Annotated in this window: 27 protein-coding genes, 1 pseudogene and 1 riboswitch; of the genes and pseudogenes, 4 read left to right on the forward strand and 24 right to left on the reverse strand. The window is 40.8% G+C overall.

The features are described 5' to 3' along the window. Positions 1-60 precede the first annotated feature (60 nt). From MKX52_RS10245 to MKX52_RS10260, 4 genes are read right to left on the reverse strand one after another with little or no spacing between them, the layout of a single operon-like run. A complete protein-coding gene (locus MKX52_RS10245) occupies positions 61-822 on the reverse strand; it encodes a LysM peptidoglycan-binding domain-containing protein (RefSeq protein ID WP_342490653.1) in 762 nt (253 codons plus the stop codon). Further along, on the reverse strand, positions 767-1,408 hold the full coding sequence (locus MKX52_RS10250; protein ID WP_151021592.1) for a CPBP family intramembrane glutamic endopeptidase: 642 nt from the start codon (positions 1,406-1,408) through the stop codon (positions 767-769). The genes MKX52_RS10245 and MKX52_RS10250 overlap by 56 nt, the downstream gene beginning before the upstream one ends. Continuing rightward, a complete protein-coding gene (locus tag MKX52_RS10255) occupies positions 1,405-2,913 on the reverse strand; it encodes an ATP-dependent DNA helicase RecQ (RefSeq protein WP_342490654.1) in 1,509 nt (502 codons plus the stop codon). The genes MKX52_RS10250 and MKX52_RS10255 overlap by 4 nt, the downstream gene beginning before the upstream one ends. Then, on the reverse strand, positions 2,906-3,958 hold the full coding sequence (locus tag MKX52_RS10260) for a helix-turn-helix domain-containing protein (protein ID WP_342490655.1): 1,053 nt from the start codon (positions 3,956-3,958) through the stop codon (positions 2,906-2,908). The genes MKX52_RS10255 and MKX52_RS10260 overlap by 8 nt, the downstream gene beginning before the upstream one ends. Before the next feature lie 267 nt (positions 3,959-4,225). Between MKX52_RS10260 and MKX52_RS10265 the strand changes: the two genes are divergently transcribed. Continuing rightward, the gene (locus tag MKX52_RS10265; RefSeq protein WP_003215700.1) at positions 4,226-4,474 is read left to right on the forward strand and encodes a ferredoxin; all 249 of its coding nucleotides are present in this window, start codon (positions 4,226-4,228) and stop codon (positions 4,472-4,474) included. Positions 4,475-4,508: 34 nt separating this feature from the next. On the opposite strand, the gene MKX52_RS10270 is transcribed toward MKX52_RS10265, so the two are convergent. Further along, complete coding sequence (locus MKX52_RS10270; protein ID WP_012010414.1) at positions 4,509-5,090, reverse strand: ECF transporter S component; 582 nt, start codon at positions 5,088-5,090, stop codon at positions 4,509-4,511. Between the two features lie 144 nt (positions 5,091-5,234). After that, positions 5,235-5,366, reverse strand: a riboswitch (FMN riboswitch). Positions 5,367-5,653: 287 nt separating this feature from the next. Here MKX52_RS10270 and serA point away from each other — a divergent pair. Beyond that, positions 5,654-7,228 (forward strand): phosphoglycerate dehydrogenase, encoded by a 1,575-nt coding sequence (gene serA, locus MKX52_RS10275; protein WP_012010415.1) that lies wholly within the window; start codon positions 5,654-5,656, stop codon positions 7,226-7,228. 35 nt (positions 7,229-7,263) lie between these two features. Here the strand turns inward: serA and MKX52_RS10280 are convergent, their stop codons facing one another. From MKX52_RS10280 to MKX52_RS10350, 15 genes are all read right to left on the reverse strand, one after another. Next, positions 7,264-7,908 carry a M23 family metallopeptidase gene (locus MKX52_RS10280; RefSeq protein ID WP_088000960.1) on the reverse strand — a complete coding sequence of 215 codons (645 nt, stop codon included), beginning with the start codon at positions 7,906-7,908 and terminating at the stop codon, positions 7,264-7,266. Positions 7,909-8,008: 100 nt separating this feature from the next. Continuing rightward, positions 8,009-9,118 (reverse strand): sigma X negative regulator, encoded by a 1,110-nt coding sequence (locus MKX52_RS10285; RefSeq protein WP_151021589.1) that lies wholly within the window; start codon positions 9,116-9,118, stop codon positions 8,009-8,011. After that, on the reverse strand, positions 9,030-9,638 hold the full coding sequence (gene sigX / locus MKX52_RS10290; protein ID WP_003215976.1) for an RNA polymerase sigma factor SigX: 609 nt from the start codon (positions 9,636-9,638) through the stop codon (positions 9,030-9,032). The genes MKX52_RS10285 and sigX overlap by 89 nt, the downstream gene beginning before the upstream one ends. A 201-nt stretch (positions 9,639-9,839) precedes the next feature. Then, a complete protein-coding gene (locus tag MKX52_RS10295; RefSeq protein WP_088000956.1) occupies positions 9,840-11,621 on the reverse strand; it encodes an ATP-binding protein in 1,782 nt (593 codons plus the stop codon). Next, complete coding sequence (locus MKX52_RS10300; protein ID WP_012010420.1) at positions 11,618-12,340, reverse strand: response regulator transcription factor; 723 nt, start codon at positions 12,338-12,340, stop codon at positions 11,618-11,620. Before MKX52_RS10300 ends, MKX52_RS10295 begins: the two co-directional genes overlap by 4 nt. An 87-nt stretch (positions 12,341-12,427) precedes the next feature. Further along, positions 12,428-13,606, reverse strand: coding sequence for a c-type cytochrome biogenesis protein CcsB (ccsB, locus tag MKX52_RS10305; protein ID WP_050943828.1), 1,179 nt, complete (start codon positions 13,604-13,606; stop codon positions 12,428-12,430). After that, the gene (locus tag MKX52_RS10310; protein ID WP_342490656.1) at positions 13,590-15,269 is read right to left on the reverse strand and encodes a cytochrome c biogenesis protein ResB; all 1,680 of its coding nucleotides are present in this window, start codon (positions 15,267-15,269) and stop codon (positions 13,590-13,592) included. The genes ccsB and MKX52_RS10310 overlap by 17 nt, the downstream gene beginning before the upstream one ends. Before the next feature lies 1 nt (position 15,270). Next, entirely contained in the window at positions 15,271-15,801 is a 531-nt protein-coding gene (locus MKX52_RS10315) for a thiol-disulfide oxidoreductase ResA (RefSeq protein WP_012010423.1), read from the reverse strand. 90 nt (positions 15,802-15,891) lie between these two features. Further along, positions 15,892-16,626: a 23S rRNA pseudouridine(2605) synthase RluB gene (gene rluB, locus MKX52_RS10320; protein WP_144457884.1), complete on the reverse strand. Its 735-nt coding sequence runs from the start codon at positions 16,624-16,626 to the stop codon at positions 15,892-15,894. 137 nt (positions 16,627-16,763) lie between these two features. Further along, entirely contained in the window at positions 16,764-17,300 is a 537-nt protein-coding gene (locus tag MKX52_RS10325; protein WP_003216139.1) for a spore maturation protein, read from the reverse strand. 4 nt (positions 17,301-17,304) lie between these two features. Beyond that, positions 17,305-17,892: a nucleoside recognition domain-containing protein gene (locus MKX52_RS10330; RefSeq protein ID WP_012010425.1), complete on the reverse strand. Its 588-nt coding sequence runs from the start codon at positions 17,890-17,892 to the stop codon at positions 17,305-17,307. Further along, entirely contained in the window at positions 17,880-19,031 is a 1,152-nt protein-coding gene (locus MKX52_RS10335) for a D-alanyl-D-alanine carboxypeptidase family protein (protein ID WP_144500224.1), read from the reverse strand. Before MKX52_RS10335 ends, MKX52_RS10330 begins: the two co-directional genes overlap by 13 nt. A gap of 313 nt (positions 19,032-19,344) precedes the next feature. Then, positions 19,345-19,824 (reverse strand): YpuI family protein, encoded by a 480-nt coding sequence (locus MKX52_RS10340; RefSeq protein ID WP_119125063.1) that lies wholly within the window; start codon positions 19,822-19,824, stop codon positions 19,345-19,347. Between the two features lie 113 nt (positions 19,825-19,937). Further along, positions 19,938-20,531: an SMC-Scp complex subunit ScpB gene (gene scpB / locus MKX52_RS10345; protein ID WP_012010428.1), complete on the reverse strand. Its 594-nt coding sequence runs from the start codon at positions 20,529-20,531 to the stop codon at positions 19,938-19,940. Beyond that, on the reverse strand, positions 20,521-21,279 hold the full coding sequence (locus MKX52_RS10350) for a segregation/condensation protein A (RefSeq protein ID WP_342490657.1): 759 nt from the start codon (positions 21,277-21,279) through the stop codon (positions 20,521-20,523). Before MKX52_RS10350 ends, scpB begins: the two co-directional genes overlap by 11 nt. A 208-nt stretch (positions 21,280-21,487) precedes the next feature. Between MKX52_RS10350 and MKX52_RS10355 the strand changes: the two genes are divergently transcribed. Together MKX52_RS10355 and MKX52_RS10360 are read left to right on the forward strand one after the other, a co-directional pair. Beyond that, positions 21,488-21,580: a YjcZ family sporulation protein gene (locus MKX52_RS10355; protein WP_012010430.1), complete on the forward strand. Its 93-nt coding sequence runs from the start codon at positions 21,488-21,490 to the stop codon at positions 21,578-21,580. A gap of 87 nt (positions 21,581-21,667) precedes the next feature. Continuing rightward, on the forward strand, positions 21,668-22,192 hold the full coding sequence (locus MKX52_RS10360; RefSeq protein ID WP_342490658.1) for a DUF309 domain-containing protein: 525 nt from the start codon (positions 21,668-21,670) through the stop codon (positions 22,190-22,192). 24 nt (positions 22,193-22,216) lie between these two features. On the opposite strand, the gene MKX52_RS10365 is transcribed toward MKX52_RS10360, so the two are convergent. The 4 genes and pseudogenes from MKX52_RS10365 to ribE (MKX52_RS10380) all read right to left on the reverse strand — a co-directional run bounded on the left by MKX52_RS10365 (position 22,217) and on the right by ribE (MKX52_RS10380) (position 24,463). After that, positions 22,217-22,570, reverse strand: coding sequence for a GNAT family N-acetyltransferase (locus MKX52_RS10365; protein ID WP_088000942.1), 354 nt, complete (start codon positions 22,568-22,570; stop codon positions 22,217-22,219). A gap of 113 nt (positions 22,571-22,683) precedes the next feature. Next, positions 22,684-23,148 (reverse strand): 6,7-dimethyl-8-ribityllumazine synthase, encoded by a 465-nt coding sequence (gene ribE, locus MKX52_RS10370; RefSeq protein ID WP_012010433.1) that lies wholly within the window; start codon positions 23,146-23,148, stop codon positions 22,684-22,686. 56 nt (positions 23,149-23,204) lie between these two features. Further along, positions 23,205-23,801, reverse strand: a pseudogene (gene ribB / locus MKX52_RS10375) (3,4-dihydroxy-2-butanone-4-phosphate synthase); the annotation flags it as partial. An 11-nt stretch (positions 23,802-23,812) separates the two neighbouring features. Continuing rightward, on the reverse strand, positions 23,813-24,463 hold the full coding sequence (gene ribE / locus MKX52_RS10380; protein WP_342490659.1) for a riboflavin synthase: 651 nt from the start codon (positions 24,461-24,463) through the stop codon (positions 23,813-23,815). Positions 24,464-24,630 lie beyond the last annotated feature (167 nt).

Genomic DNA, 24,630 nt, shown 5'->3' on the forward strand with positions numbered 1-24,630 from the left:
TACACCCTGTCCCTTTTTTCTACATATGTATGTGCATTTTCCTTCGTTCATGTCAGGTAATTAGTTCTCCAATGGTATGTTAAGTACTTGACCACTGTATACACTGTTCCCATTTAAGTGATTGTAGGCTTTAATTTTCTCTTCACCTGATCGGCTTTTGTAATATTTCATCGAGATTCGATACAGGTTTTCCTCTGGGCCAACTGTGTGCTGCACGACACGAACTGGCTTTTCTTCCTGCTTCTTTTTATCCTCGGCTTCTTTTCGTTTTTTCTCTTCTTGCTGTTTTTGGAGGGCTAGCTGCTGCTGTTCACGCTTTTTCGCAGCAGCTGCTTTTTCACGCTCTTCTTTCTCTTTTGCAGCTTTTTCTTTTTTCTTCTGCTCTGCTTTTTCTTTTGAACGCTGCTTTTCTTTTTCTTCATCTTTCTTTTTCTTCTCTTCATCAGACGCATCCGCTTTATCAGCGTTTGCGTCTTTTTTTGTTTCGGCTAGTGCTGACGGAACTGGGTCCGTGTCGGCACTTGATGTAGAATCGATATTATATACATCTTGATTATTATGGTTTATTTCCTGTGATGTGTAGTAGATCAATAGAAAGAAAACAGTGATGACGATAATAGGAAAGATAATAGCCAATGTCGTAAACAAAGGATTGCGCACTTTTTTCGTACGCTGCTTCTTATATTCATGAAAGTCTTCTCGTGTAGGAAAGTGAGAGTCATCAGAAGGATGTACTTTGTCTTCAAGAATTTCCTCTACATTGTCGTCATGGTTGTTGGTGAGTTGCTCCTTCTTTCTCTGCATTCTCGACATTTCTTCCATGTTCATCCCTCCCCTTATATTTCAAACGAATTTGACAAGCAAAGACTAAATCAATGACAAAATGTGTCATAACAGGAACAAATAGATTCCCCGTCCACTCGTATAAAAGTCCTAAAAAAATACTAATGGAAACCACGAGGATAAACAAGAGTATTTTTGATAAATAGCGAAAGTGAAGAAGCGCAAACACGATGCTGGCAATTTCTAGCCCAAATTGTTGTTGAACAATTCCGCGAAATAGTATTTCCTCTGAAAAGGCAATGAGAAGTGTTAACCAAACAATATGTGGGATGCTTCGGTTTTTGAACATCTTTTCATTTAAACCGCCATCATCATACATATGAGCGGGAAACACCTTCATGACAATCGCATCCACAATAATGACGAGCAAAGCACCGCCAATTCCATATGTCAGAATGCGCATATCATGGATCTGCCAAAGGGATGTAAAATCTGTCCATTGATCGAACATAAATATGCCTAGTAAAAAAGAAACGATAAGCATAAGTAGCTGCGTGAAATACAGCTGTTCTACGACTTGTCGATCGGTTAATTTTTCAATGATTCGGCGATGTTGTTCTATCAATGCTGCGCCTCTTTTGTCAGATGAAACATACGATCCAGCACAGTCTTCCAGTGTTTCATTTCATTCAGCTCCAATGATTGTTCTTTTTTTTCATAATCAGACAGGTTCAGTCCGCAAGAAGAGCAGCAATCGTCAGAGGACGCGCGCTCTGTTTGATCAATCTGTTCGTGAAAGTATGATAACAGAGATTGTCTAAAGCAGTTATGATCCATGATCCGCTCTTTAAATTGCCACACCTTTCTCAGCTTTTCTGTTTGTCTGTCCTGCAATCTTTCTTTTAGATTCATAAGGATTGCCGGGCGCTGCTCGGACTCATGCATCATGTAATAATGCGTCAGCATTCTTGCACGCGTCTCTTGAAGTCCTGTCTCCATCAATCGTTCACGTAATTTTTTTTCATCATTTGTCTGCATTTGTGTCAGTTGTGCTAAGTAGAAATCAATTTCTGGATCGTCAAATCCTTCTGCTTGGATCAAGTGTTGCTGAATTTCTGCATCCTCTTCTGTATATAAAAGAATACTCACACTGTTTTTCCCGTCTCTTCCCGCTCTTCCAATCTCTTGCATAAATGCTTCAATCGATTGCGGTGGACTCATATGAATGACAAATCGGATATTTGCTTTATCAATTCCCATGCCAAAAGCACTCGTACAGCAAATGAGAGCAAGCTGATCACTAATAAATTGCTGCTGAATAAGCATACGGTCTCCCGCATCCATTCCGCCATGATAAAACTCAACACGCTGATTGGTTTTTTGTTTCATATAGAGAGCAAGTTCTTCTGTCATTTGCCGGGTCGGGCAATAAATAATGCCTGGTCCTTGCAGGAAATCTACAAGCTCAATGGCCCGTTTCTCTTTTGCTTCTTTCGTTTCGTGTACTTCTTTGACTAAGGCAATGTTCGGGCGATTGACGGAATGAATATGAAAGTCTGGCTGCTGTAATCTTAGCGTTTGCACAGTATCTTTTAGCGTTTGTTTTGTTGCTGTAGCTGTAAGAGCTAAAGCCACAGGATGACCTAACGCTTCTCTCCATTCTCCAAGCTTCGAATATTCAGGACGGAAATCATGCCCCCATTCTGATATACAATGCGCTTCATCGACGACAAACAGACCAATACGCATCGATTTGAGCTGTTCTAAGAGCACTTCTGACATCAATGCCTCAGGTGCGACAAATAGAAATTTATATGATGGCAAATGCCGAATGATATGTCGCCTTTCCTGAAAAGACAATGTGCTATTAAGTGCCGCCACTCGTTTTTCTCCGCGCATTTTCATTCGTTCGACTTGGTCCTCCATTAGCGATAAAAGCGGCGAAATGATCAGAACTAACCCGTCTGTCATATAACCGGGAATTTGATAGCAAAGTGACTTGCCTCCACCAGTAGGCAGCATGGCCACCGTGTCTTTTTGATGCAGCACACTTCGAATAATGTCCTCTTGACCTGATTTAAATGTGCCATGGCCAAAGTATCGCATGAGCGTCTGATGAAGCTTATCCATTTGCTTTCACCATCCTTGTCAGTGCCAATCTTATTTGAAAATAAGTAAATGGATGCTCGAGTTTTTCTTTAATCAGCTTCATTTTATTTGTTTGCAGCTCTTTAGCTACAGCAAGAATTGCCCGCTGCTCTTCTATACTCACATATGGCTCTATTGAAAAGCTTGGCTCATGTATCGACAGCTCCACAATATGATCTTCAATCGTTGCCTTTTTTAATGAACGAATGTGAGCAATTTGTTCAATATCAAATCCTTTTTGGACAAGCTCCAGTGTTTTGTGAGTAGAAGTTGTTAACACGCGTTTAAATTCAAGGTCACCTATGAGTTGCTGCAAAATCGGTGCCTCACCTTTTTGGGCAGATTGAATAAAATAATGGAGTACATTCCAAAAAAGCAGGTACACATACCACACATCTTCTTTCATCCACTCCGCCATTTGCTGATACGTACGCCCGATTCGTTCATTTGAGGTCAATGAGTAAACAAAAATCACTGCCTCTTGCTCACTTAGGTTCATCAGAAGTTTTTCTAGTTCATGATGCAGATCTTTTGAAAGCTTGCTCTTCTGCTGATGCTGTTTCAAAAAAGATTTCGTCCAGCTTTGAACTGAGACATCTCTTTGTATCGGAACATATTGATGTGATCCAGCCATATGGTGAGAAAGCACTTGTACAAGTAAAGAAAGCCTCATCCATAGCATCTTTGCTTTATCATGATATTTGGCACCATGAAAATAAGTAGGCATCGGTTTTTCAGAAAAATGCTGGTGTAGCGTTCGCTGCCCTGCTTCAGTGATGTTGAGTGTCTCATCGTTTTTTCTAATGTAGTGCTTTTCTTCAAGTTTTAAAGCAGAGCGATTCAGCTGGTCTCTCGTAAACTCCGGGTAACAGCCGAAGTACCTGGAAAGCTCAAACAAGCTGGCATCCTGTATGGTTTGTGATGATTTTTTTCCTTTAAAAAGATGGTAGACAGCACTAATGGAGCGTTCACCGTTCAATTTATATACGCTGTCCATTAACATGACATCCAAATAATGAAGAGTCATTCATCAAAGCACCTGTCTTCCTGACAAAATTCGAATATTTTCTCCCTTTATTTTAACAGATTTCATACAAGAAGAAATGTTTAAACTCAATTTATGGGGGAAAGTTATGAACAAACCCTTATGTGATAAGCATTCTCATTCACTTTACAGTTGAAATGTGAATTTAAAATCATTACAATAAGGTTTGAGGAAATTGTTTTTTATCGGTGAAACTAAAAAGGTTAAACCATGTGTTCCATCGAACTATTTGGGAGGTATTTTTTTAACATGGCAAAATATACAATTGTAGACAAAGACACATGTATTGCTTGCGGCGCATGCGGTGCAGCTGCTCCAGACATTTATGATTATGATGATGAAGGCATTGCATTTGTTACGCTTGACGACAACCAAGGGACTGTAGAAGTTCCAGAAGTACTTGAAGAAGATATGCTTGATGCATTTGAAGGATGTCCAACTGACTCAATCAAAGTTGCGGACGAATCTTTCGAGGGAGACCCACTTAAGCATGAATAGTATAAAAGCCCCTTATGCAGGGGCTTTTTTTATATTAACTATTTTGAAGTCGGCGTTTATTTTCAAACCATGGACGCATTTTCACAAAAATGAAGCTAAATACGATGGTAATGATGATTCCTTTAATAAAGTTAAAAGGTAAAATCCCCGCTGTAATGGTCGTCTTGAGCGCATGATCTGATAGTTCTGGTGCGTTTAAAAACCATGTGTAAGCTGGCAGGAATAAGAAGTAATTTAAAATGCTCATCATCACAGTCATAAGTAATGTACCCATGATCATTGACCAAGCCATTCCTTTTGCTGATTTAATTTTTTTGAACATAAAGGCGACTGGTAAGATAAATAGTGTGCCTGCAATGAAGTTCGCGACTTGCCCAACTGGAACGCCGGACATACTGCCTTGAATGAGATAATGCAGAACATTTTTTAATGCCTCAACGGCGATTCCTGCACCTGGCCCATAAATTAAAATTGCAATAATCGCTGGGATATCGCTGAAATCAATTTTCAAATACGCTGGAAGCCCTGGGAAAGGGAAATCCAATAAAATTAACACAAATGAAATACTGCTAAGCATACTGGTGACAACTAAACGCTTTACTTTACTTTGATTCAATATTCTCTCTCCTTTTCGATCAAATCTAACGAAAAGAGGATTGTTCAATTTCAGCCACAAAAAAACCGCTCATGAAACCAGGAGCGGGGAATTTAGGCTAGACAAATAAACGTGTGAAAAACTCAGTTTTCAACGTTTACGAACCTCCATCTTCTCCCATCCAGACTATACTGTCGGCTTCGGAATCACACCGAATCCTGCCAAAAAAGGCTCGCGGGCTTAGAGACTATGCTCATCACCGCCGGTAGGGAATTGCACCCTGCCCCGAAGATTGATCATTATTCAATTCGACATCATTATATATGATATATGAGCATTTGTACAGATAAAAATCCTGAGCAATTTCATCAGTTTTAAAAAATCGTAAAAAACTTAAAAATTATAATGACAAATGCGAAAAAATTGGTTATCTTTTGTTTAAAGGTGTCCATTCTTTATAAAGACACTAAGAAATGTTCGTGTTTTCTTTTTCGCTTTACTGCTTTAATTTGATTGACACAGTGAAAAGGAATATGGTAAATTATCAGATATTTATGACGTTTATTTTAGGAGGAAATCTTACGATGTTTCGAGTTTTAGTCTCAGATAAGATGAGCAATGACGGTCTTTTACCACTTTTAGAATCAGATTTTGTTGAAATTGTCCAAAAAAATGTAACAGAAGCAGAAGATGAATTACACACATTTGATGCCTTACTTGTCAGAAGTGCGACGAAAGTGACCAAAGAGCTTTATGAAAAAATGACTTCTTTAAAAATTGTCGGCCGTGCTGGTGTGGGAGTAGACAATATTGATATCGATGAAGCCACCAAGCATGGTGTCATTGTGATCAATGCACCAAACGGTAATACGATCTCTACAGCTGAGCATACATTTGCGATGATCTCTTCGCTTATGCGTCATATTCCACAAGCCAACATTTCTGTAAAATCAAAAGAATGGAACAGAGGTGCATATGTTGGTGCCGAGCTTTATGGAAAATCTCTTGGGATTGTTGGACTTGGTAGAATCGGAAGCGAAATCGCCCAACGCGCAAGAGCATTTGGCATGACAGTCAACGTATTTGATCCTTTTCTAACAAAGGAACGTGCAGAAAAAATCGGCGTCAATGCCAAATCACTTGATGAAGTGCTCGAAGTATCAGATATTATCACTGTACATACCCCATTAACAAAAGAAACAAGAGGACTTCTTAATAAAGAAACAATCGCAAAAACGAAAAAAGGCGTTCGCCTAGTGAACTGTGCACGCGGTGGTATCATTGATGAGCGTGACCTTCTTGAAGCGCTTGAAAGCGGTCATGTTGCAGGAGCTGCACTCGATGTATTTGAAGTAGAACCTCCTACTGATAATCCGCTTGTAGACCATCCGCTTGTCATTGCAACTCCGCACCTTGGCGCATCGACGAAGGAAGCACAATTAAATGTAGCGGCACAAGTATCTGAAGAAGTACTTCAATTTGCAAAAGGACTCCCTGTGATGTCATCTATTAACCTACCAGCGATGACAAAAGACGAGTTCAAAAAAATTCAGCCTTATCATCAGTTTGCAGGAAAACTCGGACGTCTTGTCTCTCAATCAATGAGAGAACCAGTAAAAGAAGTAGGCATCTCTTACGAAGGCTCTATTTCAAAACTCGAAACATCCTTTATTACAAAAAGTCTTCTGTCAGGCTTTTTAAAAGAGCGTGTTGATTCGACTGTAAATGAAGTCAATGCTGGAATGGTGGCAAAAGAACGCGGCATTAGCTTTAGTGAAAAGATTTCTTCCAGCGAATCTGGTTACGAAAACAGCATTTCTATTGAAGTCAAAGGCGATCTTTCAACCTTTACTCTTAAAGCAACCTACATCCCGCATTTAGGAGAACGCGTTGTTTCCATTAATGGATTTAATATTGATTTTTATCCAGATGGACACCTTGTCTACATCCAGCATACTGATGCACCTGGTGTAATTGGAAAGGTTGGACAAATTTTAGGCGACCATGATGTCAACATTGCGACAATGCAAGTAGGACGTAAAGAAAAAGGCGGCGAAGCCATCATGATGCTTTCTTTCGACAAGCATCTTGAGGACGAAATAGTCAAAGAATTAACCGAAGTACACGATATACTTTCTGTCCGTCTGATCGACCTATAAAAAATTAATATAAACCTCATGCAAACGCATGAGGTTTATTTTTTTGAAACCATTAAACGATCTCCCGTTCGGATGAGATGAGTGGTCAGCTCATTGATCTGTTTCAATTGCTCCACAGTCATCTCATGTGCCCTTGCAATCGACCAAAGGGTATCTCCTTGTTTAATGAGGTATGTATTGTTCTCTTGTCCGTTTACATGTAGAGCCGGCTCTTGGAAACGATCCATCGCAATGATTGTGAGCGGATCTACCGCATCTTCTTTGCTGACTGACCATTGACCCCTGTGCACCTCAAAATGCAAATGAGTGCCTCTAGACGCTCCTGTGTTACCGATAATGCCGATCGGCTGTCCTGCTTCTACATGGTCACCCTCTTTAACAAAACGCTCGTGTAAATGTGCATAGACGGTTTCATATCCATTTGGATGCTGGATAAACACAACCTCGCCATATGTAGCAGATACATACGAACGCGAGACCACCCCTTCACTTGCAGCAAAGATGGATTCTCCTTCTGGTGCAGCTATATCTAATCCCTTGTGCGAGCCATCTCTTGTCCCAAATAAATCTGTGACTTCTCCTTTTATTGGCTCCACCCATTCGCTTGTTTCCTGTGCATGAACAACAGGCGAAAAGATCATCAAAAAACAGCTGGCACATATGAAGCAATACCTTTTCATCAGTGACTCCCTTTCTTTGCGATTCTTTTTATGACAGCTTAGTATACAGCAAGGAAGCTATTTTCTATACATCAAAAAAGAACGCAATTTCTCGCGTCCTTTAACGGTCTTTTATGACAACTGGATTCGGCAAAGCCGGCACCTCTATCGGTTCTTCTAATTCATATGGACCAACTTGATCTGTTCCCGCCTGTTGAATGGTGACCTCTGTAAAACCAAAATCTTTCGCTGAGAGCAGCAGACCTTCAATGAGTAAAATATGATCATTTGAGTCCGATAATTTCGCTGATGCTCCAAACGTAATGGTCACATGTTTTCCTTTAGACGTCACTTCTTTAATCGGTTCATCTTTAATTAATGGATCAAGTCCTGCATCGCTTGTACGCTTCATCGCTTCTACCGCATCTTCATACGATGAATAATGCGTTTTTGAAGGCACCAAAAAGGTCCCGCTCTTATTCTCTAAAACATAATAAGCATGCTTTGTTTGTTTTTCAATTGATATTGTTCCAACGCTTCCATTTGCTCCTAATTGAAGGTGAGATCCTTTAGCTGTCTTGACTTGCACCTGCTTATATTTGCTCCATTTTAGCGTTTCTTTTACCATATCTTTAAACCGATTGGCTTCTTTTAACGTATCAAGGGACAAATCACTTTTTAATTGAAAAATAAGTGTATCTCCTTTTTCACGAAGCTCCACCATATCCATATAAGACTGAAGAGGTTTTGTCATTTCAGGCAGCCGCACCTGTTCATATGTGTTCACCATATTCTGCAAATGATCATACTCACCCTCTTTTTGAATGCTAATTGGTACCACTTGAGAGGTCGATTCATCTATGTATGCCATGGTCATATACTTTTGCTGCTGCTTAAGAGAAACAACATGTGAGGGCCCATCAGTCTGTTTGACCGCTTCTAATGTGGCGTTCACCTGACTTTTGTCAGCACTTGAATCCATTTTCATTTGCTGATGGTGATCTTGAGCAGCTGGCTGAAATAAATGAGGAGAAATTAAAAACGCCATAAATAAAACCACAACGGTTGCGACCGCTGGACCGATCCATTTGGCACTTTTCTTTTTCTGCCCACTTGCCATCAGCATCTGCTGGTATATTTGCTTAGATGAACGGTTGTCCTCCACCTTTGGAAGCTGACTTAGTAACACCTTGATTCGTTCTTCGCTCCAATCGGACCTGTTCGTTTTCATTCACTAGCTCCTCCTTCAAAAGCTCCATATGTTTTCGGAGCACTTTCAGGCCTCGGTGCTGCGTTGTTTTGACTTTGCTTTCCGAGAACTTTAGCGCCTTTGCCGTCTCCATGATTGAGTAGCCCTGGATAAATCTTAAAATGATGACAGCTCGTTGATCAATCGTGCACTGATCAAGTGCGGCATAGATTTCTTTTACATTTTCATCCTGCACAGCCAGTTCGTCTGGGAGCAAGTCTGGGTCCTTTACATCCTGCTTATCCCAATCAAATGTGCCGAGTACCCGTTGTCTAATGGTTTGCTGTTTGCGAAACCAATCAATTGCCACATGCCTCGCAATTGAAAACAGCCATGTTTTCTCGCTGCTTCTTCCTTCAAAAGTTTTATATGAGTGAAGTACCCGGATGTAAACCTCCTGAACGAGATCCTCTGCCTGATTTTTATCTTTAACCATATAAAATAAAAACTGGTACAAATCTTGATGGTACGAATCATATATTTTTTGAAAGGTTTCATGCATAGGAAACCCCTCCGTTCACTTATTTTTGTCGAGTGACTCTTACAAAACGTTACATTACAACTTTATGACAAATATATTACAAGTTCGACAATTTGGGAAGGGCTTTTTGTTTAACTTCTCCTTAAAAATATGAAAATAAAAAAACACTTCTTTTTCTTTCGAAAAGAAGTGTTTCTCATGTAACAAGATTCTTCGTCAAGATTAGACGAGTTCCTGCTTTTTTCTCGGAATATAAAAGGTAAAATGTGTACCAGTACCCGCCTTGCTATGTGCATGAATAGAGCCTTGATGTGCTTCTACGATGTTCTTCACAATTGCAAGACCAAGTCCAGTTCCAGAACGCCCTCTTGTTCTGGCCTTATCCGCTTTATAGAAACGTTCGAAAATAAATGGCAGATCCTCTTCTGGGATTCCGCTTCCTGAATCTTTCACATCCATTTTCAAACCGCTTTCCACTGATTGAACCGAGAAGTGAACCTCTCCGCCCTCAGGTGTATGACGAATGGCGTTATCAATGAGATTCGTAAACACCTGCTCCATCTTATCCGGATCGAGTACAAAGTGCGGTTCATCCACTTGAATATCATATGTGAGATCAACTTGCTTTTCTTTTGCTATACCAAGAAACTTGCGGTAAATCTTCTCGGTCAGCTCTTCTGTATCCGTTGATTCAAGATTCAGTGTAATATGACCAGCTTCCATTCTCGCTAGGTCTAGAAGGTCATTCACAAGACGTCCCATTCGAAGCGATTCGTCGTAAATAATTTGCGCAATCTCTTTCTTTTCCTCTTCTGAGCCTGCGATATCATCTACAATCGCCTCACTATACCCTTGCAGCATAGCAATTGGAGTACGAAGTTCATGACTGACATTGGCAATAAAGTCTTTTCTCAGCTTATCAAGTCTTCGTTCCTCTGTCATATCACGAAGGACTGCAACTGCTCCTCTAACGTCCTGCTGATTATAAAGCGGAGACATAAGAAGAACCCAAGTACGCCCTTGCAGTGTGACTTCGATCATTTGCTCTTTTTCCGTGCTGACGGCTGTATGAAACAGTTCTCGTGCTTCTGGAGGCAGTTCATCTCCATCTTTGATCTTCATATTTTGCTCGTAATACCATGCCTGCAAGAATCGTTCTGCAGGAGGATTCGTCATGAGGATCGTTCCATCAATATTGATGGTGATGACCCCATCGGCCATACTGCTTAATATGTTGGATAAATGTTCTTTTTCTTGATTTAAGGCTGTGATATGAAATGTAAGCTGCTTGCCCATTTGATTAAAGGCGATGGCAAGTTCTCCAATTTCGTCTTGCGTTAATATCGGAATCTTTGTATCAAATTTCCCTTTCGCCAGATCCTGCGCTCCCTCTTTCATCTTTCTAAGAGGATAGGTGACACGCGTTGATAAGAAGAACGCGAATATAGTGGTTAAAACAATGGCAATACCGGCTGCTAGGAAGATATAACGGGTCGTATGCTTTGTTGTTTGCTCTACAGCGAGTAATGATTGAGAAAGAAAGACCATGCCTTTTTTTCCGTTTGCCTCAAATGGAACACCAACGACAATTCGTTCATCTTTATGATTGCCTGCATTTGGTTCTGCACGTTTACTAATTTTTTTACGATCTTTTAGTGCTTGATTCAGATCACTGTCCGCTTCAATTTGTTTCTTTGTAATCGCAGGTAGCTTCCCGTCTTTTTCAGACGAATACCACTCTAGTCCGTCCTCTTGGATAATCGCAATACTCGTCAATTTGTCGGCAAGCTCTGATGTAATCGACCTTGCGAGCGATTGATCGTCATGGCTTTCTAAAATGACTGCCACTTTATTTGCCATTTGCGTTAAATCTGACTTTGCTTCTTCTACATGGTAATTTTCAATGAACTCTAAAAGAAGCACGGTTAAAATAGATAAAACGATTAGGACAAGGAAGAGAATGGTTAACCATAGCTTTCCAACGACACTTTTCCACAGTTTCATTCAGCGCCGACCTCAAATTTGTACCCGACACCCCATACTGTCACGATTTTTTTCGCAGCTTCTGGTGACACTTTATTCAGTTTTTCGCGAAGTCGTTTGACGTGGGTATCGACTGTTCTCAAGTCTCCAAAGAATTCATACTGCCATACTTCTTTTAACAGCTTCTCTCTGTCATAAACCTTATCAGGTGTTTTCGCAAGGAAATATAATAGTTCATATTCCTTCGGCGTGAGACTGACCTCTTTGCCATCGGCTGTTACTCTATGCGCATCGTGGTCAATTGAAAGATGAGAAAACACAAGTACATCTTTTGTTGTTGTCCCAGTATTGAGATAAGACGTTTGAGAAGATCTTCTGAGCAATGCCTTCACACGTAAAACAACTTCACGCGGGCTAAAAGGCTTCACGATGTAGTCATCCGTTCCTGCTTCAAACCCTTGCACGCGGTTGGCTTCTTCTCCTTTTGCCGTCAGCATAATGATTGGAGTCGCTTTTTTGTCTCGAATTTGATTACACACTTCGATCCCATCTGTGCCAGGCATCATTAAATCGAGCAAAATGAGGTCATAATCTGATTGGAGTCCTTTTTGAATGGCTTCATCTCCATTTTCAGCTTCATCAATTTCATAATTTTCACGTTCTAAATACATTTTTAAAAGGCGGCGAATTCTTGCCTCATCATCTACGACTAATATTTTCGTTTGAGTTGTGTGTTCCATTAGACAATCCTCCTGCTTTCTCCGTTGTTACATTCATTTTAACAAAAAGCCAAATTGATTCATAAAAAGTTGGCTTTTTTCATGTGATTACGCGTATGAATGAAGCCCTGCAATCACGAGATTGACAAAGATGAGATTAAACATAATGATGGCGAATCCGATGACAGCTAACCAAGCGGACTTTTCGCCATGCCAGCCCCTTGATAAGCGAAGATGAAGGTAGGCTGCATAAAAGAGAAACGTAATCAACGCCCATACTTCCTTCGGGTCCCAGCCCCAGAACCGAGTCCATGCAATTTGCGCCCAGATCATTGCAAAAATGAGACCGCCTAACGCAAATACAGGGAAGCCAATGGAAACGGCTCTGTATCCAATCTCATCAACTAAATCTAGGTTCACCTGTTTCACGAGCGGTTGAAGCAAAGCACTCAGACGTTTGCGAATGATTAACCGAATCAGCCCATACAAGATCAGCCCCGTGCCAAATGACCATAACACCGTATTGACCTTTCTCCCTGAAAAAACAGGCGGCAAATCAACAAACGGTTCCAAACGATCTTGCGTCACAAGCTCTCCTTTATGAGGTCCAACTAGAGCTGGCAGCTCATAGACCATCACACTTTCCTCTTTATTTTTATCGACCCAATTAAATTTTGCTTCGTATCCTGTCATTCTAAAGATAGACGTGACAGCGATAAATGCCAGTGTCACAACAATCATAAACATGACGAGCTCTAAACCAAATGTCTTCTTCCCTGGCTTTGTTTGATCGACATGTTTTAATAAAAAGATGACGCCTGCCACAAAGCTAATCGCTAAAATAGCTTGCCCTAGTGCTGCTGTTGTCACGTGAATATAAAGCCAATTACTTTGTAATGAAGGAATTAGCGGTGATATATCAGATGGGAACATGCTTGCATAGGCAATAATCAATAAAGCAATTGGAAGTGTAAATAAACCAAGTACAGACACTTGATACACAAAATATAAAATAATGAATGCGAGCACAAGCATCATGCCAAAAGCCGTTGTGAATTCAAACAAATTGCTGACTGGTGCATGACCAGACGCCATCCACCTTGAAATAAAGTAGCCAAATTGACTTAAAAAGCCAATGATGGTGAGCGTAATGCCGATAAGTGCCGCCTTATTCCTACGCGGTCCATCAACTTTCTTTTTTCCTTTAATGGCACCGCCAAAAAAAGGAACTGCCGCTAAATACAATAGAAAAGCTGCAAATAACAGGTTTTCACTGACTGCTGCCATCTAATCCTTCCCCCTTGCTTTTGCTGATACTTGTTGTATCAGGCAGTTCTTTTTGATCAACTGGCTGTTTGATGCCACTGTCACTTAGGATCACGCCAAGATCAGACTTTAAGCCAAACCAGTTTTTGTTTGTATGTCCTGCCACGAATACTTTTCCATCCCTTGCAGACAGCCAAATTCTTCTATGCTGCCAATACATCCCCTGCACGACACCAATCATGAAGATGATTCCGCCTACGATGAGCACCCCAAGAGTTAAATCTTTTCTCACCGTCAATCCCGTGACGTTTTTCGTTTCCACTCGATCAAACTTCATTTTATATAGGTTATTATCAGAGCCCTCTACTGTCTCTTGAATCGCCACAAAGCTTTTTTCACCTTTAGGCTTTTCAGGAGAAACCATTTCAAACACGAAAGCAGGATTATTCGGATTCCTTGTCTTCGTACTCGGCGTTCCATCATCGTCAAAATAAAAATCAGGGAGATAGCTCATCACTTTAACTTTGTAACCGCTACCAAGATCATATTCTGACTTAGGCTCCAGCAGATTAATCTTCACTGTTCCGAAAGATTTTTCTGTATCTTTACGAATCAGCTGAAAGACCATTTGATCGAGTTCATTTTGTTTAAAATCCACTTGATATAATGAGAAATGATCAAACTTGAGCGGTTCGTTCACTTTGATATCGTGTTCTGATACCTGCTTCAGCTTGGGCTTTTCACCAAACACAACTTCCCCTTCACGTTTGTATAAAGTGGCATCGGTTTTATAACTTTTCACTACTTGACCGTCCCCAGCTCTTTCAATCGCATTCTCAAACACTTCTTTTTCATTTCCAGTTTCATAGCGGTCAATTGAAAACGCATTATTTTTCAAAAAATATTGACCATCTGTGCCTGGAATTGGGGCAGTTTCACCCTCTCTCACCCACAGCGTTTCATCCACATACATGCCTGGGACAAACCGGAGCATTGATCCAATGAGAAAGATGATTAATCCAATATGATTGACGTAAGGGCCCCAGCGTGAGAAGCGGCCTTTTTCCGCTAAAATATGTCCGTTTTCTTCTCGTACCCGGTAACGCTTTTGCTTCATTGCTTTCTTGATGCCTTCATATGTATGCTCATCTAACGTTTTGTCTGTCTCACTGAACAGACGCTGTCTTCTCATAAAGCCTTCTTTTTTGATAATCCCTTGATTTTTAAGTGCTCGATAAAGAGGGATAACCCGGTCGAGACTGCAAATGACAAGGGAGATTCCGATGGATGCAACTAAAGCTAAAAACCACCAAGAATTATAAAGATCATGGAATCCAAGTGTGTAATACAGCTTACCAAACGATCCATATTGCTCTTCATAATAGGTGGAAGCAGATGCACCTGGTGGAATAAATCGCTCCTGCGGAAAAATCGTTCCTAATGAGGAAGCAAGTAGTGTAATGACAATCAGCCACACACCCACCTTAACGGAAGAAAAAAAGTTCCATACTTTATCAACAATCGTTTTATTGTATGTTTGCGAGCGTCTCGCACTGCCGTCATATCTCATATCAAGCAGCTTTGAAGAGTTTTTCTCTTTAGCTGCAATAGGATTTCCGCAGGATTCACATAAAACAGTACCGATTGGATTAATATGTCCACACTCGCATTTTACCTCTTTCATTCTAAGACCCCTTTGGTTTAATCAAATTCATATATTCATAGACATTACGTTCTGTCATGGTTCCCTTTATGACTTTGATTACCTTGCCTTCAGGATTAATTAAAAATGTGGTTGGCAGCGGCGTTATATCATATGCCTCTGTCACTTGACGATCTTTGTCCATGGCAACAGGAAAATTCACGCCATAGGACTCCATAAAATTCTTCACGGCAATATTGGACTCTGCAACATTGACTGCAACAATTTCCACACCGCGATCCTTGAACACTTCATATTGATTTGCCATGTAAGGGAATTCTTGTTTACATGGACCACACCAGGTCCCCCAAAAATTAAGAAAGACGCCTTTGCCTTTTAAGTCCTTTAGTTCAATCCGTTCCCCATCTACAGATTGAAGGACAAAGTTTGGCGCAATAGATCCTTCTTTGACCCGCTCCTGTTTGGCAAATACAGAGTTATACATGGTATAACATAGTGCAGCAAGCATCACGAGGAGAATGCCCGTCCGTATGAAAAACCGTCTTTTTTTCATCTGAAGTACCCCTTCCCCATAGACATTCAGGTAAATTATAGCATTCTCCTTCTTTTGATGCTTCTTCATTTTTTGAAGTTTATGTGAAAATTAAAAAGCGCTTTTTCCGTGATCCGCAATCGCTCTCAGACGTTTCACTTCATGTGGAGTCAATTCTCTGCGGTCTCCTGGTCTCATACCTTCAATATGAAGGAACGCATATTGCTCTCTTTTTAGCTTTAACACATCATGACCGATCGCTTCAAACATGCGGCGCACTTGTCTGTTTCTGCCTTCATGAATGGTTAATTGAACAATACATGTTTGCTTTCGTTTATCAATCGAAAGCATTTTGGCACGGGCAGGTGCCGTTTTTTTATGATCTAACATAATCCCTTTTTCTAGCTTTCTAAGCAATTCCTTTGATGGGATTCCTTTTAGCTTCGCTGCATATGTTTTATCAATTTCGTATTTTGGATGCATGAGCTTATGGGCAAATTCCCCGTCATTTGTAATTAAAATCAAACCGCTCGTATCATAATCTAAACGGCCGATTGGATAAAGACGCTGCGGAACATCATCAAAGAAATCTGTGACCACCTTACGTCCTTTATCATCCTCGGCAGCTGAAATGACGCCGCGCGGTTTATAAAGCATAAAGTAAACCGGTTCTTCTCTTTCAAGCTTTAATCCGTTGACTTCAATTTTATCTGAAGAGCCCACTTTTACTCCGAGCTCAGTCACTGTTTGACCATTAACGGTAACTCGTCCTTCTTTAATTAATTCTTCTGCCTTTCGTCTTGAAGCGACGCCGGCATGTGCAATTACTTTCTGTAAACGTTCCATTTTGTCTTTCACCTCATGTACTATCTTACTTGCTTGACTTAAAACAAACAAGCATTCGTGGAAAAATAAGCGATTCGTCTGTTTAATTTCAGCCAAAAAGCCATTTCCCATCCATTGAAAGACAAAAAAGCGCCTCTTTAGGCGCCGCTAAATAACAAACTGACGATGATGACAGATGCAATGATTCCAATGAGGTCTGCTAACAGACCTACTTTCAGCGCATCTCCCATTTTTTTAATACCAACTGCCCCAAAATAGACCGTTAAAATGTAGAGAGTGGTGTCAGTTGACCCTTGCATGACAGCTGCGAGTTGTCCGATAAAAGAATCTGGTCCATATGTCGCAATGAGGTCTGATGTCATCCCGAGTGCAGCTGTGCCAGATATCGGACGAATAAACGCAAGTGGCACTACTTCTGCTGGGAAGCCGATTGCTGTAAACACGGGTTTTAACAGTCCCATAACAAAGTCAAGTGCACCAGACGCGCGGAATATCGTAATGGCCACGAGCATGCCGACTAAATAAGGAATGATTGAAAAGGCAATTTGAATACCCTCTTTCCCGCCCTCGACAAATGTTTCATAGGTCGGTACCTTCTTAATGGTTCCCGCAATTAAAATGCCTGCGATGATCAGTGGGATCAAAGCAAGTGAAAGCCAGTTAATAAATGACATGAGATCACCCCCGCCTGCTTCTGCGATAGTGGAAATAGCGATCAATGAGAATGGCACCAATGCCTGAAATGAGTGTCGCCAAAATGGTTGGGCCCACAATGTCTGTTGGCTGATCTGCACCATAGGTCATTCTAATTGCAATGACAGTTGTTGGCACGAGTGTGATAGAGGATGTGTTAACCGCTAAAAATGTAATCATGGACCGGCTTGCTTCATTTTTCCCGCCGTTTAATGCTTTCATCTGCTCCATTGCCTTAATCCCAAGGGGTGTCGCGGCATTCCCGAGACCAAAGAAATTCGCCATGAGATTGGACAAAATATATCCCATCGCAGGATGATTAGGCGGAATATCCGGAAATAGCTTTGAAATAAAGGGACGGCACAATTTACTAAAGAAATTTAACAAACCTGCCTCTTCTGCAATCTTCATCAGCCCAAGCCAAAAAACAAGGACACTAATCAGACCAATTGAAATGGTCACCGCTTCCTTTGATCCTTTAAATACAGCTTCGTTTACTTCCTCCATCGTTCCGTTAAACATCGCATACACAAGACCGATGACAGTGAGGAATACCCAAATTAGATTGACCATGAAGATCCGCCTATCGATGTCTGAAAGACAGACTTAAACATTTCTTGGAAGCTTTTTTGTGGCATTCGATTTCGTTTATTTTCATAAAAGATCGGTACTTGCTCGATCACCTGACCATCTAATAAAAACGTCATTTTTCCTACAACATCTGGTATGGCTTCGGCGTTTTTTGCCCACTTCTTTTGAGGAGTAAGCATTTCGGTTTCAATTTCTACTAACTTTTTCTCATCTTCATTTAAAAAATAGTCCACATCACGTTTGATAAATGCCTTTTTTTCGTAAAAGGTTCCTTTTAATGAAGCGAGCCTTCCTTTTTCAGCAAGTACGTACGTTTTATAGTGATCAAATGCATATTCAAACATAGAGATATGATCCTTCCAATCATCTGGCGCATTAATGGTCACAGCAATCAGCGCCGCATTCCCTTTTGCAGCTGTAGAAACAAGTGTACGTTTTGCAAGTTTTGTATATCCCGTTTTCCCTCCAGTTGAATATTGATATAAACCAGTGAGGAGCTTGTTTTTATTTTTCCAATAGCCTTCCATCGTTTTTGCTTTATAGAAAGTCGTGCCCGCAATTTTTTGATATTGTTTATGCTCCATGGCGTACTTTGTTAAAATGGCCATGTCATAGGCTGATGAATAATGGTTCTTATGATCATCGAGTCCATGCGGATTTTGAAAATTCGTATTCTCCATTCCTAGTTCAGACGCTTTTTGATTCATCATAAAAATAAATCCTTCTAAGCTGCCGCCCACATGCTCTGCAATGGCAACAGCTGCATCATTTCCAGAACGCAGCATAAGCCCGTATGTCAAGTCTTCTAGGCTCACCTTCTGCCCTTCTTTTAAATAAATCGATGAGCCCTCTGCTTGAATCGCGCGCTTTGATACTTTGACGTTGTCTTTCATTTTCCCTGATTCAATGGCTAATACCGCCGTCATAATTTTCGTAATACTGGCGATTCTTCTTTTTTCATGCTCGTCCTTTCCAAATAGGACTCTGCCTGACTGTCCATCTATTAAAATGGCGCTTCTTGCACTCACCGATAATGACATATCTGCTTTGGCATGTGAGGAAAAAGGCAGTAAGAGTGTAAATAGAAGAAGGACTGCTGTTCCAATTTTTAAATAGGGCATGTTCATTCACGTCCTTGACCGTTTTGTACAAGTGTATGCGCGGCTGAAAAAGTTATGATGCCTCGTCCATAAAAAAAAAGCGTCTCTATATGTAGAGACACTTCAGATTGTTGACAAAGTGCTAAAATGATCTTGATTTTAGCACTTTGTCTTCTTTTCAGCGTGATAGAAAACCTTTGAAGTCTAGGAAGGACGAGCACTGGCGCGGAGCGAATTTGACATTCGTGAGCACCAGCGCGTAGGACTGACAACGAATGCGAGGGTTTGTCTACACGCTGAAGCGTCTCTATATGTAGAGACACTTTTCCTCTTGCTATACCATTTTCATTTGCTGATGAGATGTCGTATATTCTAGCTCTTCTCTCATCACTAAAAAATCTTTTTCCAATGATGAAAATAATCTTTTGATCTCAGCGGATACTTCATGGTGGAAAACAATGCTGCTCTTTCCTGTATAAGCGGAACGGCTATCCTCATACCATGTATCCTTTTTCGGCGTGAAAAACTCTTCAATACACTGATGATAAATACGGTGAAGCGTCTGCTGTGCGGCTTGCTGCGGGAATGTCTGCTGCTGGCTGATTTTCCTGCAAACTGCCGCTGCATCCTCGCTGTACACTGCAAGCTTCCGTAATGTATTCAATATGTCACAATAATAGGCTTCCGCTTCAGGGTTTAATCGTTTCATACTTGATAAGGTAGCTTCGTTCAGAAAACCATTCATTTCAGTTGCAACCTTTGATAAAAAGACGCCTGCTTGATCAACTTGAGCCTTTACATTCATATGTGCCATTTGTTTTGTGTTTACCTTCCCCTCATGCCTTTATGACCATTTTATCTGACATCAATAGATGTTAGACCTAAAATCTTTTTTATATTTTATCATACATTTTTCATTCTTTTGAACTATTTTATCTCTTCAAATGTTTGATTGAAGTTTTCAAAAAAGAGATCAGCCTCTTCTTGTACACCATCTGCTTCCACATTCTCTGGAAGCGGCGGTAGTTCATCCAATGCCTTTAAGCCAAACTGCTCTAAAAATGTAGGTGTTGTCCCATAAAGAATTGCTCGCCCAGGGCCATCGGCACGTCCAACTTCACAGAGCAGCGCTTTGGCTACTAAACTATGAAGCACTCGCTCTGATTTGACTCCTCTAATTTCTTCTACCTCACTTCGTGTGATCGGCTGTTTATAAGAAACAATTGCGAGTACTTCAAGCGCTGCCTGAGACAAACCTTTGGATGGGGTCTCGACTAATTTTTTCAAATAAATACTGTATTCCTTTTTCGTCAGCAGCATATAAGAATCTGCATATTCAATGAGCTCAATTCCTCGTTCTTGTTTTTGATATTCTTCCTTGACGGCAGACATCATGTCAAGTAACGCTACCTCTTCTACTTCAAGAACAGACATAAGCTGTTTTTTTGTTAAGCCTTCATCACCTGCTGCATAAAGCAGTGCTTCTATGATGGCTTTCCAATTCACGATATCAAGCGTCATGAATCGTTTCACTCCCTATTATATAAATGTCTTCAAAGTTTCCTTCCTGCTCTAACATGATTTGATGACTTTTCATCAATTCAAGAACAGCAAGAAACGTCACGACAAGGTGCTCCTTTTGATCATGTTGAAATAGAGTCATGAAATTGGTCCGCTTTTTCGTTTTTCTTAAATGGTTCATAATCTCATTCATTTTGTCTTCAATCGGGATTTCTTGTCTTGTAATCCTAGATGGTGCTGGTTTCGTTATTTTTTTTCGGTTCAATACCTTTTGGAACGCACCTAACATATCATACACCGTGACATGTAAGTTTGTGTCCTTCGCTTCCGATTCTTTTGCAAATTCGCTTAAATCACTCGGAGGTTTTGTAAAGGCATTTTGCCTTTCTTCCTCGCGTTCCTTTAGTTCTTGTGCGGCATCTTTATACTTTCGGTATTCAATCAGTTTGCCAATCAGTTCTTCTCGAGGGTCCTCTTCCTCTTCAAGCAGATCATCATCAAATAGCTCTTCCTCTTGTTTTGGAAGGAGCATTCTGCTTTTAATACTCAGGAGGGTTGCAGCCATCACCAAATATTCACTTGCCACATCAAGTTCAAGCTCCCTCATGGTATGGACATATAATAAATACTGCTCCGTAATTTTAGCAACGGGAATATCATAAATATCAATTTCCAACCGGTTGATTAAATGTAAAAGTAAGTCCAAAGGACCTTCAAACGAATCTATTTTCACCTGATATTCCAGCATTTTTTCTCACCATTTCTACTGTCTTCTAAGTACCGTTTCACCGGCTAACCTTTAGTATAAGACAGGATAAAGCTCTCGTCCAATATAATTTCCACCATGATGTCCTAGGCAAAATAAGAAAAACAGTGGTTTCGCCCATACCACTCAGGGCATTTATACATAGAATACCATTGTAAACAGAACTGATGAAAAAGGAGGCCGTATCATTATGGGAGATGGCTATAACTTTGGCGGAGGTTTCGCGCTTATTGTCGTGCTTTTCATCTTGCTGATCATCGTTGGCGCGGCTTGGGTTTATTAAAGAAACAGAGCGTCCTTTCACGAAGGGCGCTCTTTCTTCTTTTCTTTTCAATATGTTAGACTGAGAGTGGAAAAGGAGATGACCACTGTGTATCCTGAAGCGTACGTGGCTTTTTTACATGAATTTCATACGACAAGAGATTATTTTGAGTGTCATGAAATTCTTGAGGAATATTGGAAAAAAGACCTGCCTGAGCAGCGCAAAGAATATTGGGTTGGCTTCATTCAGCTTGCCGTTGCTTTGTATCATCAAAGACGGGGAAATGGAAAAGGTGCAAAACGGCTCATGTCAAATAGCCTTCACTTACTAGAAGCAAACCGGTCCGTATTATCGAATCTCGGTCTGGATGATGAGGCGTTTCTCAAACTTCTGAGAATGCTAAAGAAGAAAATGGCTGAAGACATGCCATACGAAAGTGTGATGCTTCCGATTAAAGATGAAGCACTCCTGTCTCTCTGCCAAGAAATGGCTCAAAAAGAAGGACTGACCTTTGGCCAGGAGAGTAACTTATCCCACACATTTTTGATCGAAAAACATAGACTGCGTGACCGGACAGATGTATTGCTTGAACGAAAAAAGCAAATCGAACGTAAAAAAAGCAGAGGATTGTAGCCTCTGCTTTTACATGTGTGATATTTAGTTTGTTTCGCTGTGACACTTATGAAAGAAGCCTTGCGTTAATTCATTTGGAATGAGTGTTTTGGTTTTGAATACCTCTTCCACGGCTAAAACCATTTCCTTGCCGATTCCTTGATCTCGATGGGATGGATTCACACTAATATGCTCGATTTGTACTTGGTCGTCTGTTTTCAACACACCAATGGCACCTACGATATCCTCGCCATCTTTCCAAAGGAACAGCTGCCGACTTTCATCCATTTCATAAGACTTCATCGTCTGCTGAAGCTGTTTGACGTCTTTCTCACCCGGCATGAAGGAGAGTAGCCCCATGGCAATTTTTTCAAAAGACCTCTTATAACGAATTAACATATATACCCCTCAATATTCAAATTATCCTTATGTCCAGCAAATGTCTCACGAATCATTTGCTCATCACACATTATAAACATTTTTATATCGTTTTTAAACTCTTTTTCATTAAATTAACGAAAGGTACGATTGAGATTCGCCATTTCAATGGCAGCTGCAGCCGATTCGCTGCCTTTATTTCCAGCTTTTGTGCCGGCTCTTTCAATAGCTTGTTCAATGGATTCTGTTGTTAGTACACCGAAGATAATCGGTACCCCTGTTGACATAGCACTTTGAGCAATTCCTTTAGCAGCTTCATTACAAACATAATCGTAGTGAGTTGTTGCGCCCCTGATTACAGTTCCAAGTGTAATGACAGCATCATATTTCTCTGTTTCAGCTAGTTTTTTTGCCATATACGGAATTTCAAAAGCACCCGGTACCCACACGACATCAATATCGTCACCGTTTGCTCCGTGTCTGAGCAATGTATCTTCTGCTCCGTCAAGCAATTTACTTGTAATAAAGTCATTAAATCTCGCGACGACAATTGCAAATTTTAGTCCTTCTGCTACTACATGCCCTTGTATTGTATTCATATGTTGATCATCCTTTTTTGTGATTTTTATTTTGTTTCGATCGTTGCTGTTTCTTTATGATGTAAATAGGTCTGCAATGCTTCTATTGTCAGCATCTTTAGTCCGTGCTGTTTTTGGATATCTTTTAATTCTGGAACACGCGCCATTGAGCCATCTACATTCATAATTTCACATATGACACCCGCCGGCTGTGAACCTGCCAGTTTCGCAAGATCTACCGCCGCCTCTGTATGACCTGGTCTTTCTAGTACGCCGCCTTCTTTTGCAATGAGCGGAAATACATGACCTGGGCGGGCAAATTCTTCTGGTGTTGCGTCTTTATTTAACATGGCAAGCATGGTCGTAGAGCGCTCAAAAGCACTAATACCAGTCGTCGTTGTCACATGATCGATGCTCACTGTAAAAGCTGTATGGTGTGCATCTGTATTTTGTTCTACCATTGGATGCAGGTTTAGGTGTTTGGCAATCGACGCATGGACCGGCGTACAAATGAGGCCTCTTCCATGTAAAGCCATAAAGTTAATCACTTCAGGCGTGGCATGCTCAGCAAGTGCCACAAAATCTCCTTCGTTTTCTCTGTCTTCATCATCTACTACGATAATGATTTCTCCTTCTTTCAAAGCTTTTACTGCTTCTTCTACTGATTGATACATACAATCGCCTCCTAGAATCCGTGCTCTTTTAAAAATGATGGGGTCAATCGGGATGGCTGCTTTTCGCCTTGTTCTTTTGTTAAGAAGCGATAAATATATTTACCGATCATGTCACACTCTATATTCACAATCTCCCCCATAGATTTAGTCGGGAAAATAGTTCCTTCAAGCGTATGAGGAATAATAGAGACTGTGACGTGTGAATCTCGCAAATCGAAAATAGTTAAGCTGACACCATCTATTGCGATCGAACCCTTTTGTGTGAGCATATCTGTGAGGGTCTTGTCCATCTCTAAATCATAGTAAATGGCATTACTTTTCTTTTCTATTCGGGTAATGACTGCCGTCCCGTCAACATGGCCTGAGACAAAATGACCGCCGAATCGCCCATTCGAGGACATAGCCCGCTCTAAATTCACTGCACTTCCTGATGTCAGCTGATCCAGTGATGTCGCTTTGACCGTCTCTGGCATCACATCTGCTGCGAACTGTGCTTTTGTAAAGCTTGTGACAGTAAGACATACACCATTAATCGCAATACTGTCTCCAAGGTGAACATCTTCTAGCACGTGGCTACACTGAATGACAATTTCCATGGCATCTGCTGACTTTTTACTTAATGATTGAACGGTGCCTACTTCTTCAATTATCCCCGTAAACATGTGATCCTCCCTTTCTTTTCATTTGTATTTCTCACTTTATAAAAAAGCGATGTTAGGGACATGTGATCGATTGAACACCTTCGTCGCTTTTTATGGTCCATACAAGGTAGATGAGGGATCACCTAATAAACACTGCATGCCGGTCTATTCACTACATGTACATACAG

Origin of the sequence: Bacillus sp. FSL R5-0422, assembly GCF_038610765.1 — a bacterium.
GTDB classification, from domain to species: domain Bacteria; phylum Bacillota; class Bacilli; order Bacillales; family Bacillaceae; genus Bacillus; species Bacillus pumilus_O.

Excerpts from the sequence above, each read along its gene's own strand:
- MKX52_RS10245 (WP_342490653.1), bottom strand. The coding sequence starts at position 822 with ATGGAAGAAATGTCGAGAATGCAGAGAAAGAAGGAGCAACTCACCAAC.
- MKX52_RS10255 (WP_342490654.1), bottom strand. The coding sequence starts at position 2,913 with ATGGATAAGCTTCATCAGACGCTCATGCGATACTTTGGCCATGGCACA.
- MKX52_RS10260 (WP_342490655.1), bottom strand. The coding sequence starts at position 3,958 with ATGACTCTTCATTATTTGGATGTCATGTTAATGGACAGCGTATATAAA.
- MKX52_RS10265 (WP_003215700.1), top strand. The coding sequence starts at position 4,226 with ATGGCAAAATATACAATTGTAGACAAAGACACATGTATTGCTTGCGGC.
- serA (WP_012010415.1), top strand. The coding sequence starts at position 5,654 with ATGTTTCGAGTTTTAGTCTCAGATAAGATGAGCAATGACGGTCTTTTA.
- MKX52_RS10280 (WP_088000960.1), bottom strand. The coding sequence starts at position 7,908 with ATGAAAAGGTATTGCTTCATATGTGCCAGCTGTTTTTTGATGATCTTT.
- MKX52_RS10285 (WP_151021589.1), bottom strand. The coding sequence starts at position 9,118 with ATGAAAACGAACAGGTCCGATTGGAGCGAAGAACGAATCAAGGTGTTA.
- sigX (WP_003215976.1), bottom strand. The coding sequence starts at position 9,638 with ATGCATGAAACCTTTCAAAAAATATATGATTCGTACCATCAAGATTTG.
- MKX52_RS10295 (WP_088000956.1), bottom strand. The coding sequence starts at position 11,621 with ATGAAACTGTGGAAAAGTGTCGTTGGAAAGCTATGGTTAACCATTCTC.
- MKX52_RS10300 (WP_012010420.1), bottom strand. The coding sequence starts at position 12,340 with ATGGAACACACAACTCAAACGAAAATATTAGTCGTAGATGATGAGGCA.
- ccsB (WP_050943828.1), bottom strand. The coding sequence starts at position 13,606 with ATGGCAGCAGTCAGTGAAAACCTGTTATTTGCAGCTTTTCTATTGTAT.
- MKX52_RS10310 (WP_342490656.1), bottom strand. The coding sequence starts at position 15,269 with ATGAAAGAGGTAAAATGCGAGTGTGGACATATTAATCCAATCGGTACT.
- MKX52_RS10315 (WP_012010423.1), bottom strand. The coding sequence starts at position 15,801 with ATGAAAAAAAGACGGTTTTTCATACGGACGGGCATTCTCCTCGTGATG.
- rluB (WP_144457884.1), bottom strand. The coding sequence starts at position 16,626 with ATGGAACGTTTACAGAAAGTAATTGCACATGCCGGCGTCGCTTCAAGA.
- MKX52_RS10325 (WP_003216139.1), bottom strand. The coding sequence starts at position 17,300 with ATGTCATTTATTAACTGGCTTTCACTTGCTTTGATCCCACTGATCATC.
- MKX52_RS10330 (WP_012010425.1), bottom strand. The coding sequence starts at position 17,892 with ATGGTCAATCTAATTTGGGTATTCCTCACTGTCATCGGTCTTGTGTAT.
- MKX52_RS10335 (WP_144500224.1), bottom strand. The coding sequence starts at position 19,031 with ATGCCCTATTTAAAAATTGGAACAGCAGTCCTTCTTCTATTTACACTC.
- MKX52_RS10340 (WP_119125063.1), bottom strand. The coding sequence starts at position 19,824 with ATGGCACATATGAATGTAAAGGCTCAAGTTGATCAAGCAGGCGTCTTT.
- scpB (WP_012010428.1), bottom strand. The coding sequence starts at position 20,531 with ATGACGCTTGATATCGTGAATTGGAAAGCCATCATAGAAGCACTGCTT.
- MKX52_RS10350 (WP_342490657.1), bottom strand. The coding sequence starts at position 21,279 with ATGCTGGAATATCAGGTGAAAATAGATTCGTTTGAAGGTCCTTTGGAC.
- MKX52_RS10355 (WP_012010430.1), top strand. The coding sequence starts at position 21,488 with ATGGGAGATGGCTATAACTTTGGCGGAGGTTTCGCGCTTATTGTCGTG.
- MKX52_RS10365 (WP_088000942.1), bottom strand. The coding sequence starts at position 22,570 with ATGTTAATTCGTTATAAGAGGTCTTTTGAAAAAATTGCCATGGGGCTA.
- ribE (WP_012010433.1), bottom strand. The coding sequence starts at position 23,148 with ATGAATACAATACAAGGGCATGTAGTAGCAGAAGGACTAAAATTTGCA.
- ribE (WP_342490659.1), bottom strand. The coding sequence starts at position 24,463 with ATGTTTACGGGGATAATTGAAGAAGTAGGCACCGTTCAATCATTAAGT.